Consider the following 12,644-nt stretch of genomic DNA (forward strand, 5'->3'; position numbering starts at 1 on the left):
GTAACTCAGCCACTTTTTTATCAATTTTTTGATTAGAATATCAGCCCATTATTTATGATTGGCTGATATCTTTTCTTAAATGATACTTGTTCTCATATATAAATAATGATTTATGTTATATAATTTATCTTCCACTCCCGCCTAATATATATTGGGTTAGCTGTAAATTAAGAGAATAAAACAATGAACGATGGTCTTGAAATCACATCAATGCGTGAATCTGCGGATACCGTTGTTGGAATTTTAAAATCTTTGGCGAATAGTGACCGTCTTTTAATTCTTTGTCATTTATCTCAACAAGAATTAAACGTATCGCAAATTGAAGAAATAACTCAAATTCATCAGCCTACTTTATCGCAACAATTAATGATGCTGCGTAAAAGTGATGTGGTGAATACCCGCCGTGATGGCAAGCAAATTTTTTATTCAATTAAAGATGAAAAAATGGTGCAGGTACTTAATACCCTCTATGCACTTTATTGCCCGCAGGTCTAAATGATAATGCCTGTATTATCAGGCATCACCATAAAACTTGAATACTCTCCTGCTATTTCAAAGACTTCTTAGCATTTTTTGTTCATAATATATCTAAATTTATGATTTAGATTTCAGTATGTCAGATTTCAATTCACGTTTGGCTCGTGTACTACCTGCTTGGCAATGGCTGCGAAAATACAATGCAGAAACATTGAAATCTGATCTGCTGTCTGCGTTTATTGTCATTGCCATGTTGGTACCTCAAGGAATGGCCTATGCCATGCTTGCAGGTTTGCCTCCTGTCATGGGTTTATACGCGAGCGTGATCCCCATGATCATGTACGCCTTGGTTGGTGGCAGCCCAACCTTGTCCATTGGCCCAGTCGCCATTATTTCCATGATGACCTTTGCGACGCTCAATCCTTTATTTGAAGTCGGCTCGGCAGCTTATATTCAAGCAGCTTGTTTACTTGCCCTGATGGTCGGCATTATTTCACTACTTTTAGGTGTTTTTCGTTTCGGTTTTTTAATTCAACTCATTAGCCATCCTGTTATTAAAAGCTTCATTATTGCCTCTGCATTAATGATTGCGATTGGACAGCTTAAATTTCTTTTAGACATCCCCCTTAAAGCCAATAACTTACCCGAGTTCTTATACAGCTTTTGGCAATATGTGGGACAAACCCATCTTTATAGCGTGCTCTTGGGTGTTGCTGCCATTTTATTTCTAATTTACGCCCCTAAAATCATCAACAGTAATGCCATTCGTGAACGTGTTCGAGGGAATGGTTTTATCTTAAAAGCCTTGCCATTGGTATTGGTGATCGGTTCGATTGCTTTGGTTTATTCATTGCATTTGCAACAAGTCGGAATTAAAACTGTGGGAGAAATTCCTTCAGGATTCCCGCCTATTCATCTCCCTAAATGGAATACACAACTCGTTCTGCAGCTTCTTCCGGGCGCAGCCATGATTGCCATGATCAGTTTTGTAGAATCATTGTCTATTGCACAAGCCACCGCCTTACAACAGCGCAGTCACTTAAATAGCAATCAGGAACTCATTGCACTCGGTTTAGCCAATTTTGGCGCAGGTGTCAGCTCTTCTTTTCCCGTCACAGGCAGTTTGTCGCGTACCGTCGTGAATGCCGATGCAGGTGCAAAAACACCCATGGCAGGTGTGTTTACCTCCATTGTGATTGTTATTGTCAGTTTATACTTCACGGGATTTTTCCAAGATTTACCTCTGGCTGTTTTGGCTGCAACCATTATTGTTTCAATTTGGAAACTAGTCGAGTTTCAGTCTTTTAAAGAAACTTGGCGTTATTCCAAAGCCGATGGTCTAGCCATGTGGGTGACGTTCTTTGGCGTCATATTGATTGATATTTCGACAGGTTTAATTATTGGAATTGTGTCCACCTTTATTCTAATGTTGTGGCGTATTAGCCGACCACATATTGCGGTAATTGGTTTACTTGAAGGCACACAACATTTTCGTAATATTCAGCGGCATCAAGTGCGTACCGCGCCACACGTGCTATCCATGCGAATTGATGAAAATCTAACCTTTTTAAATGCCAATACTTTAAAAGGCTTTTTTATTAATCAAGTCAGCCAAAACCCTCAGTTAAAGCATGTAGTGGTGAATTGTTCGAGTATTAGCAGTATTGATTTAAGCGCACTCGAAATGCTGGAAGATTTAAATCTTGAACTAAAAAAATTGAATATTTGTCTGCATTTTTCTGAAATTAAAGGCCCGGTAATGGACAAATTACAACACTCAAAACTTTTGCAGCATTTAAATGGAAAAGTTTTTTTTTCACATTATTTAGCCATGCAAGAGCTTGCGCCTGAACTGACTTAAAGATCAAGAAATTGATCTTTAATTTTATCTTTAAAACTGGATGTTCAACACACATACTTTTTGATCAATGAGTACTTTTATCTTGCTGAAATTTAAACAGTTTAATAAATATCACTTTTAAAAATATAGACTTAACTTTTAAATCAAAATTATTTTTAAGCACATGGATATTTCAGTATAAAATAGCCGCTTTTCTTTTACCTTATTTTCGTATGTTTTCAGCTTTTTTGCGTTTGAGTTTAGTCTCCCGAATTATGATTGCAATTGTACTCGGTGTGGCTGTTGCAATTTTATTTCCAGAATCTGCGCCTTATTTAAGCCTTTTGGGTGATTTATTTATTAAAGCCCTAAAGTCTGTTGCGCCAATTTTAGTGTTTATTTTGGTCATGGCATCCATTGCCAATTTTAAAATTGGAAGCAGCAATGCTTATATCAAACCGATTATGCTGATGTATGCGATTGGTATGTTCTTGGCTGCGCTCAGTGCGGTCATTGCAAGCTCACTTTTCCCAAGTACATTATTTTTAGATGTTGCGACACAGGCAGATTTAACACCGCCGGGTAGTCTTGCTGAAATTTTGAAAAACCTTTTACTTAGTTTTGTTGCTAACCCTGTAGTTGCCATTGCCGAAGCCAACTTTATTGGTATTTTGGCTTGGGCTGTGGCTTTAGGGATTGCCTTCCGCCATGCTACAGAGTCCACCAAAGCATTGTTGAATGATGCAGCCAATGCAGTCAATCGCGTTATTCGCTTGGTGATTAACTTTGCACCTTTCGGTATTTTTGGCTTGGTTGCCGTGACATTTGCCGATGCAGGCTTGAGCACCTTAGCCAGTTATGCTCAATTATTGGCAGTCTTGTTAGGTACGATGTTCTTTGTCGCGTTAGTCATCAACCCAATCATGGTGGCATTTGTGACCCGCAGCAATCCTTATCCTTTAGTTTTTCAATGCTTACGCGAAAGCGGTATTACCGCATTCTTTACCCGTAGTTCTGCAGCCAATATCCCTGTCAATTTAGACTTAGCCAAGCGTTTAGGCGTACAGGAGTCGACTGCAAGCGTTGCAATTCCTTTAGGTGCAGCAATTAATATGGCAGGCGCATCAGTCACCATTACCGTTTTGACCTTAGCTGCAGTAAATACCTTAGCGATTTCTGTCGATTTTAGCACCATGCTGATTTTATCTGTGGTTGCAACGGTGTCGGCATGTGGTGCTTCAGGCGTTGCTGGCGGGTCGTTACTGCTCATTCCTGTAGCGTGTGGCTTATTTGGTATTTCTTCAGATATTGCTATGCAAGTTGTTGCGATTGGTATGGTCATTAGCGTATTGCAAGATTCAACCGAAACTGCGCTTAACTCATCTACCGATGTGCTATTTACTACTGCGGTTGACCGTGGTTTGAGTTAAGATACAATGCGTTAGGAAACTTACGCAATCACTCATTATGCCTTTTCAAACTTTACCCCTTTGGGTGCAATTTGGTGCTTTTTTTCTAGCCGTCAATGCTGGAATTATTAACGTACTCGGATTGGTGACCGTACTGCACCAGTCCGTTTCGCACATGACTGGTAACGTCAGTATCTTGGCGATGGCGCTAATCGACTGGAAACCAGAAGCTATGATTTTCTTGTTTCTGGTGATTTTGTGCTACGTGATTGGCTCATTTTATAGTGGCGTCATTTTAGGAAATAGCAATTTTCGCTTAGGGCGTCGTTATGGTTTGCCCATGAGTTTGGTGGCATTTTTTATTTTAATCTGCTGGGCATTATTGCCTTATTTCCCACGTTATGCCCTGCTTTGGGCATCGGTTGCCATGGGCATACAAAATGCCATGATCAGCTACTATAAAGGCACCATCATCCGCACCACACATTTATCTGGGGTATTGACCGATTTAGGCTTAGCTCTCGGTTATCGAGTGCGGGGCTTACAAGTTGAAAAAAGGCGTATTGTTTTACACCTACTGATTTTAATTGGTTTCTTTGTGGGTGGATTACTCGCTGCAGCCATTTATCCTACATTTAAACTGAATTCTTTTCTGGTACCTGCAGGACTCAGCCTAAGTTTGAGTTTGGTGTATTGGATTATTTATTTTCGCTATCGACATCTTCAACATTAAGTTTCGGAAATTATCATGGTTAAAAATGCACTACAGGCACAATTGCTCAAATCGGGTTTAGTGGATAATAAAAAAGCAAAAAAACTGTCTAAACAAACCTTACACGAACAGCGCACAGGTGAAAGTAAAGATGCTGAAGTGAAAGCCAAAATTGCACAGGTACAGCAAGAAAAACTCGCCAAAGACCAAGCTATTGAGCAAGAAAAGAAAGCCGCTTTACAGGAAAAAGAACTGAAAGCAGCAATTATGCAAATGATTCAGCAGCATAAAATTCGTGATACCGATGGTGAAGTGGCTTATCAGTTTTTAGATGGCAAGATTAAAAAAGTGTATATCAATCAACAAATTTACAATGCACTCGTGGCAGGTAGTTTGGTGATTGCCAAAGAAAATGACAGTTATGCGTTCCTGCCTAAAGCTTTAGCTGAACGTATTAATAGCAAAATGGAAGGCTTTATTATTGTCAATAATGCCGAGAAAAATGAAGCCACGACAGATGAAGAAGATCCATACGCAGCCTATGTGATTCCAGATGATTTAATGTGGTAGATCACGCAAGTATTTATGCAAATATTTATGCTAGGTATCTATTCAAAGCCAGTATCTGTACTGGCTTTTTTATTATGACTGCAACTTGATTGAAAACTTTCAGTAAAAACAAATAATTGAAATGTAGCAAAAAGTTACTCAGCCTTCAAATTTAAACTTTAGTCGATACACTATCTAACAATTTCATACATCAATGAAGAATTAAGGTGAATTGCAGGCCAAAATTCTAAGTGCCGTGCAGACGAAAATCAGCAACCTTAAAGCGAGGACCTTTTGCAAGAATTTAATTTTATTCAAAATATTCAGGAATGGTATAACCAATACCCTTGGTTAGAAATGCTGACCTCACTCAGTATTGTGATTCTACTGGCAATTTTAGCCAACTTTATTGCCAAGCAAATTGTAGTGCGCGGGATTCGCAAACTGATTTCTAAAATGACCTTTGCCAATAGTGAAATTATTTCACAGCATAGTGTCATCCGACGTATTGCCAACATTGTCCCAGCTGTCGTGATTATGAACGGCATCACCACCGTACCGCATTTGTCAGATAAAGTAGAAAGCTTTGTGCAAATGGGTGCGCAAGCCTTTATATTCCTGACCATTGCATTGGCAATTTCTGAATTTTTAAATATTTTTAACCTGTTCTATCAACGCAACCCTAAGTCACGCAACAAGCCAATTAAGGGCTATTTGCAGTTAGTTAAACTCATTATTTATGTGGTCTGTGCCCTCATGATTTTAGGCACTTTCCTGAAAAAAGATGTGTTTACCTTACTCGCAGGTTTTGGTGCGATGGCTGCTGTTTTGATGTTGGTTTTCCAAAATACCATTTTATCTCTAGTGGCTTCGGTACAAATTTCTTCCTACGATATGGTACGGATTGGTGACTGGATTGAAATGCCTTCTTTAAATGCCGATGGTGATGTCATTGATATGTCATTACATACAGTCACCGTGCAAAACTGGGATAAAACCCTGACCACTATTCCAACCAATAAACTCATTACCGATACCTTTAAAAACTGGCGTGGCATGCAGGAAGCTGGTGCCCGACGTATTAAACGTGCCATTTTAATTGATCAAAGTTCTGTGCACTTTATGACTGAACATGAACAAAGCAAACTTAAAGAGTTTTTGTTATTGGATCAATATTTACATAGCAAAAATGAAGAAATTGAGCAGTTTAATCAGCAGTTAGCAAATCAATCACAATACAACCAACGCCGTTTAACCAATTTAGGGACGTTCCGTGCCTATGTTGAATTTTATCTGAAACAGCATCCTGGCATTAATCAATCTCAGTCATTGATTATTCGCCAACTACAGCCAAGCAGTGAAGGTTTACCGCTAGAAATTTATGCCTTTACCAAAACCACTGCATGGAAAGATTATGAAAGTATTCAATCCGATATTTTTGATCATTTGCTGGCGATTATTCCTGAGTTTGGCTTAAAAGTGTATCAAGCACCATCAGGTTCAGATTTAAAGCAAATTGGCGCACCATTTAAAGCAAGCTCTGCCAAAAGTCTAAATCCTGTAGAAATTGACGAGGCATAATTGTGAATTTACTACCGAGCCATGTGTTGCAAAAATTCTTGCATGGCTCGGTAGCCGTTTTTATTTTCAGCAAGACGATAAAATTTTCATTAAATTAAAATGCACTCGTACACTCGTACACTCGTATATGAATAAGAGAAAATAAAGTCTTATTTGTAAGAGCTTTGTTGAAACAAATATCTAACACTATGTTTTAATTATATTTAAATTTCCTCAAACCTTTAAATCACAGCTTGCTCCAAATTTATGTAATAAGGTCATTGCCGGTTGAAAAAGTCTAATGATTCTAAGAATTCACCTAACTTTTCAACTCACTAAAATGTGTCGCTCTTGTTAATTGATTCTGGATTCGAAAAATGATCATCAATAATTCGTCTAATGAAAGATTGAAATTCACTACTTTTGTGCTTTAGCGCTCTAGATGATCAATACACGCGCTACAGGATGAGGGGTACGAGTTTATAAAAGATCTCTAATAGACCAAATAATGAAAAGTTTAAGGCAGGACGCGGTACAACGTCGCAAAACATTGTTCTGCTTTTTCATTACTACAGAAATTAATGGTGTGCGCATTTTTCCATTTTACAAAATATTGTGAAATATCGCCTGTTTGGTCTTCATGATAACCAGAACAATCCACTTCATTATTGTCATATTTAACTTGCAAAATTAAAGCCGGTAACGAATTTGCAGGGTCTTGTGAAGGTTGATAATCATATACACCTGCAGACCATTCTTGACCGCTTTTAATCACCACATCGCTATTACTTTTAAAGTTGTAATATTCAATACATTTACGATTATTTGGGATTTGCATGCCCCACAGCCCCACAATTTCTGGACGAGTCACCACACGAAATTTATTGGTCGTTTCTGCTGCTACTGGCGTTAACTTGGCTGAATCTATTGTTGTATTTTCATTCGCAATCGCGCAGACAGAACATAAGCTTAAAACTGTGGTTAGATATATTTTTTTCATACATTTATTTAAAGATATAAACCGTTTAGACAACTTAGCATATTTTTAATCCAAATCTGCAAGCATAAACATAAGACAACAATTTTATTTAACGAAAATGTGACTTAGTTTACATTTAATCGACTTTGTAGGTAATGGTTATTTGATATGATCGCCTTTCTGTTGTGAACGTCACACTCATTCAAGTTTTTTTCTTAATTATCAACCCATTGCAAAAGTGAGTTTAGTACTTGCAAAACTTTAGCATACCGCAAACTATATCTTCGACTCAAAAGCAAATATTTGCCTTTGGACTGCTAGCCGTTGTGGTATTTTTTTCTTGTTTATTGGGTATTTTTACTCGCCCACTTAGCTACTTTTCTTTTTTTTGGCCAAGCAACGCCCTCTTGTTGGGGCTACTCATTCGCTTTCCATCTTTAAACAGTTTTGGTGGAATTTTGGGTGCTTTTTTTGGCTATATGGGCGCCGATTTGGTCACAGACAATACTTTCCTGATGACGCTAGGTTTAACGCTTTCCAACTTTGTAGCTGTTTTTAGTGGGTTGTTTTTCTTTAATTTTGCCCGCGCTAAACTTCCAGCGAGCAATAATAATGTGTCAGAGCTATATCCACATATTATTGCTGTAACTTTAGGCTGTTTCTTTGGGGCTTTATTTGCCATTCTTCTGCTGCCAAATTTGCCGCACACCTTTATGTTAAAAGAAAATCGTTGGATTGATTTTTTTACTTGGTGGTCTGGTGAAATTTTAAATGCGGTAATTGTCTTACCTTTAATTTTGGCTGCCCCAGGCTGGTCTAAATTCAAAAAACTTATAAATAATCAATATGCTAAAGAAACTCAAATTCAGGATATCTTGCCCTTTTTTGCATTACTGATCTCTATCGCCTGCACCCATATTTTTTATGGACCAGGTGCATTGTTGTATCCATTGGCTGCATTAATTTGGGCAGCTGCCAGCTATCAACTTTTTAATTTGGCACTGATTAATAGCTTGGTCTGTTTAACTCTGTATCACAGCGTCACAGGCTTGTTTATAGATCAAGTGAATTCGAGTTATTTAACCACCATTATTTCTATTCGTGTGGGTTTAATTATTTTAGGTCTTGCCACGTTAATTTTATGTGTGATTAGCCAAAACCGAAATCAGTTGTATAGAGAAGTATTGTATTTGGCAAATCATGACAGTTTAACCGAAACACTGAACCGCCGTAGTTTTACTCAGTTAAGTGAAAAAGCTTTAAAGCATAAAAACAATCATTCATTGTCTTTAATTATGTTAGATATCGACGATTTTAAAAAAATGAATGATCAATATGGGCATTATGTCGGTGACCGTGCTTTGCAACATCTCTCTAACATCGTTAAAAGCAATTTACGTGATCACGATTTATTTTGTCGCATTGGTGGTGAAGAGTTCATTATTTTGCTGAACAATAATAACTTAAATAAAACTCAACGCATTGCAGAACGTATTCGTATGTGTATTGAACATCAAGCGTTAAATTTAGAAAACCTTGAACCCATTCATTTTACAGTAAGCATGGGCGTGTCACATACACACTTACCCACCAATCTCCCTTTACAAGATTTAATTATTCAGGCAGATCAGGCGCTATATCAGGCAAAAATGCAAGGTCGTAATCGGGTCATTCTTGCTTCTTAAACAAAAATAGCATACAACATCAATTTGACAATACAGATTTTCAGGATTGAAATGAAACTTGCAGAATACCTCCAATATGATGCTTTAGGCTTGGCAGAGCTGGTTGCCAAAAAGGATGTTCAGGCCTCAGAATTATTAGATATTGCGTTACAACGTGCTGAACAAACCAATCCACAATTAAATGCCATTATTATTCCTATGCATGAACATGCACGGCAGCGCACACAAACAAAATTAACAGGCCCATTTGCAGGTGTGCCCTTTTTAGTCAAAGACTTATTTCAACAATATGCAGGCTATCCGACTTCATTTGGTTGTCAGGGTTTAAAACGTGCGCATCATCTTGCAGAACAAAATGCAGAAATTGTAAATCGTTGGGAAAATAGCGGAATCGTTACCTTTGGACGTACCAACACGCCTGAATTTGGGATTAAAGGGATAACCGAGCCAGATGCTTGGGGTGCATGTAAAAATCCATGGAATTTGAAACACAATAGTGGTGGTTCTTCTGGTGGTTCTGCGTCTGCAGTTGCGGCAGGTATTGTGCCGATTGCAGGGGCAAGTGATGGCGGTGGTTCAATTCGTATTCCTGCGTCTTACTGTGGTTTGTTTGGTTTAAAACCAAGTCGTGGACGCACCCCGTGGGGGCCACAACTCAGTGAAGCCATGCATGGTGCAGCGATGCAACATATTTTAAGTAAAAGTGTACGTGACAGTGCGGCAATGCTCGATGCAACGCATGGCGCAGATGGTCATTCACTTTTCAAAATTGAAGCTCCTGAACGCAGTTATTTAGATGCAATTCAGCAAGCGCCAAAAAAATTAAGAATCGCATATTCGACCCAATCTCCGATTGGTACAGCTGTTTCACAAGATGCGATCAATGCCATTCAAAAAACCGTACAGCTTTTAGAATCTTTAGGGCATGAAGTTGTTGAAGACCGTCCGGCTATTGATGGTATGCAATTGGCCAAAGATTTTATTACCACATGGTTTAGCCAATTTGCTTATTTAATTGCTGAAATTCAAACTCGCCTGCCAAATCATTCCGATAATTTTGAGCTCGACTCTTTGGCTTTGGCTGCCTTTGGCGCAAAAACCACGTCAGTAGATTACATTCGTAATTTGAATAATTGGGGGGTATATGTCGCGCAAATGAATCAATTCTTTGAGCGTTATGATTTATACCTCATCCCTGCAACTGCCTCAGTTGCACCAAAAAATGGCGAAGTTAAAACTCCTGCATGGCAAAAACCAATTTTAAAAACACTATTACATGCAGGTAAAGCACATTGGTTAGCGCAAGGTAAATTGGTCGATCGCATTGTCAAAGAAAACCTAAAATGGGTGCCATTTACTCAACTTGCCAATATTACTGGGCTGCCAGCAATGTCTGTGCCATTGTATTGGAATAAAGATAACTTACCATTGGGTTCGCAGTTTATTGCGCCTTTTGCACGTGAAGATGTGCTTTTACAACTGGCTGCACAACTTGAAACGGCTCAACCGTGGTGGCATCAATACGCTAAAATCCGTATTTGATGTAGCAATGAGTAAGAAGCAAGCAAACTATGCTAATCCAACGTTGCTTGCTTCTATTTTTGATAAAAGAACGCTATTACCAACTAGGCTTTGGTATCACTCGACATTGACTGCGATTCTAATTGCTTTGGCAATCCCCAAATAAAACACAGACCAACGAGTGTAGATAATCCTGCAAAAATAAAAATCCATTCGCCTGAAACAATATCCCAATAATGCCCTGCCAAAATACTCCCCAGTGCAACACCTAAACCCCACATGGTACTGTAAAGTGCTTGCCCACGACCTTGTTGCCCTGCAGAAAAGTTTTGAAAAATCACCCGCATGGCAATGATATGAAATAATCCAAAACTAAAGGCATGGATGCTTTGTGCAAAAAAATGTGCAAAAAATATGGATGGAAATAAACCAACTATCACCCAACGTAAGCCTGTTAAAATTAAACATACGGCAACCAGTGAACGCCAAGACCAACGCTTTAAAAACAAACTCGCATAGGCAAACATAATGATTTCAGCAACCACCCCGACAGACCACAATAAACCGATCTGACTTGTGCTAAATCCTGCCTGACTTAAAAAATTACTATAAAAACTATAAAATGGTGCATGCGAAAACAGCAAAATCAATTCAATAATAAAAAATGAATAGACCACTGGGCGCTTTAAAATGGGCAATAAGGGTTCAAGTTGTTTTTGTGCAATGGGTGCGGTGCTTGGTTCTTGAATACTGAACGACCATAGAAATGCCAGTAAAGAAATACTGAGTAGCAACATCGGTAACATGGAGATTGGTATAATTTCTAAAATAGCACCTATGCCAAAAACCCCGACAATAAAGCCTATAGAACCCCATTTTCGCACTTTGCCATAGAGTTCTGCACGTTTCTCGCCCAACCAAAACAAAGTCACGCCTTCAAATTGTGCCAAAATTGCATTTTGGAAAAAGCTAAAAATCAGCATGAGTAATACAACAGACTGAAAGCTATTCGGAACAATAAAAATCAGCAACCAAATGCTGGCTTCCATCCAAGTTGCGATGCGTACCAAAAGCATCCGTTTGCCTGATTTATCGGCAATCCATCCCCAAATAAAAGGCGCGAAAAAGCGCGTTAAAATGGCAATGGAAGATAAAACACCAATTTCCTGATAATTAAAGCCTTGATCTTCTAAGTACAGGCTCCAAAAAGGCAAAAACGTCCCAACAATTGCATAGTAGAAAAAGTAGAATCCACCTAAACGTGTCGATATATTCAAGGCTTGCATCAATGTATATTTCCTTGATTTTTCAAACACATAAATAAGTGCATTTCTAACCTGATCTAAAATTTTAAGACAACCGATATATTAACACTGTAGTACTTTAATTTTGAGTGATTGGCTGATTAAAACGAAAAACCCTGAAAATCAGATCAAATTTTCAGGGTAATATTGAGAAAATTTCTTAAAATTGTTTAGCCGCAAGAAGCTTGTAGAATAATTTTAGTTTTCGGATCGACCACCACAGTGACGCGATTCATACGATAATCCATTGTTACAGGCTGACCTGGTGTAACCATTCTCACAATTTCAGCTCGGGTAAGCGCTTTAATTTGTGTTTCAGTCAAACCTGTTTTACCAACTAACTGCGCAGCAGATTCTGGGACACAATTTTGCATGGTCTGTGGCACCTGAGTTTGTTCATTGATAGGCTGATTACTACACGCAGCTAAAGTTGCCACACTTAAAACAGCCAAAACACTATATAACTTTTTCATGTTGATACTCGTTTTTAATTTCTTCAAACCAACTCAAAATAACATAACTGATTAAATATGCAGTAAATTTACTGAATAAAACTGTGATGATAGTTTTATTGATCAAAATAAATTAGATGTAAGTTTGGATTAAGT

The 12,644-nt window shown here is 38.3% G+C and carries 10 protein-coding genes and 1 pseudogene; 8 read left to right on the forward strand and 3 right to left on the reverse strand.

All coding sequences use genetic code 11. The annotated features are described in order from the left end of the window. The first annotated feature begins 183 nt into the window (after positions 1-183). The 6 genes from FTT70_RS09100 (at position 184) to FTT70_RS09125 (ending at position 6,568) form a co-directional block, all read left to right on the forward strand. A complete protein-coding gene (locus FTT70_RS09100) occupies positions 184-495 on the forward strand; it encodes a metalloregulator ArsR/SmtB family transcription factor (RefSeq protein WP_004973501.1) in 312 nt (103 codons plus the stop codon). A gap of 118 nt (positions 496-613) precedes the next feature. Further along, positions 614-2,338, forward strand: coding sequence for a SulP family inorganic anion transporter (locus tag FTT70_RS09105; protein WP_180168544.1), 1,725 nt, complete (start codon positions 614-616; stop codon positions 2,336-2,338). Positions 2,339-2,550: 212 nt separating this feature from the next. Beyond that, positions 2,551-3,747, forward strand: a complete 1,197-nt coding sequence (sstT, locus tag FTT70_RS09110; protein WP_180168545.1) for a serine/threonine transporter SstT — start codon at positions 2,551-2,553, stop codon at positions 3,745-3,747. A gap of 37 nt (positions 3,748-3,784) precedes the next feature. Next, positions 3,785-4,459: a YoaK family protein gene (locus tag FTT70_RS09115; protein ID WP_131261946.1), complete on the forward strand. Its 675-nt coding sequence runs from the start codon at positions 3,785-3,787 to the stop codon at positions 4,457-4,459. A 15-nt stretch (positions 4,460-4,474) separates the two neighbouring features. Further along, positions 4,475-5,008, forward strand: coding sequence for a DUF2058 domain-containing protein (locus FTT70_RS09120; RefSeq protein WP_180168546.1), 534 nt, complete (start codon positions 4,475-4,477; stop codon positions 5,006-5,008). 273 nt (positions 5,009-5,281) lie between these two features. Beyond that, positions 5,282-6,568 carry a mechanosensitive ion channel family protein gene (locus FTT70_RS09125; RefSeq protein WP_180009210.1) on the forward strand — a complete coding sequence of 429 codons (1,287 nt, stop codon included), beginning with the start codon at positions 5,282-5,284 and terminating at the stop codon, positions 6,566-6,568. A 496-nt stretch (positions 6,569-7,064) separates the two neighbouring features. Here FTT70_RS09125 and FTT70_RS09130 read toward each other — a convergent pair whose 3' ends face one another. Continuing rightward, positions 7,065-7,547 carry a hypothetical protein gene (locus FTT70_RS09130; protein WP_180168547.1) on the reverse strand — a complete coding sequence of 161 codons (483 nt, stop codon included), beginning with the start codon at positions 7,545-7,547 and terminating at the stop codon, positions 7,065-7,067. 386 nt (positions 7,548-7,933) lie between these two features. On the opposite strand from FTT70_RS09130, the gene FTT70_RS09135 reads away from it, so the two are divergent. Then, positions 7,934-9,211: a GGDEF domain-containing protein gene (locus FTT70_RS09135; RefSeq protein ID WP_242756599.1), complete on the forward strand. Its 1,278-nt coding sequence runs from the start codon at positions 7,934-7,936 to the stop codon at positions 9,209-9,211. Positions 9,212-9,262: 51 nt separating this feature from the next. Further along, a complete protein-coding gene (locus FTT70_RS09140; protein ID WP_131261947.1) occupies positions 9,263-10,753 on the forward strand; it encodes an amidase in 1,491 nt (496 codons plus the stop codon). An 83-nt stretch (positions 10,754-10,836) separates the two neighbouring features. Here FTT70_RS09140 and FTT70_RS09145 read toward each other — a convergent pair whose 3' ends face one another. Next, positions 10,837-12,018: an MFS transporter gene (locus FTT70_RS09145; protein WP_180168553.1), complete on the reverse strand. Its 1,182-nt coding sequence runs from the start codon at positions 12,016-12,018 to the stop codon at positions 10,837-10,839. Positions 12,019-12,206: 188 nt separating this feature from the next. Continuing rightward, a pseudogene (locus FTT70_RS09150) lies at positions 12,207-12,407 on the reverse strand (I78 family peptidase inhibitor); the annotation flags it as partial. Positions 12,408-12,644: the final 237 nt, after the last annotated feature.

The organism is Acinetobacter sp. YH01003 (genome assembly GCF_013420525.1).
GTDB classification, from domain to species: domain Bacteria; phylum Pseudomonadota; class Gammaproteobacteria; order Pseudomonadales; family Moraxellaceae; genus Acinetobacter; species Acinetobacter towneri.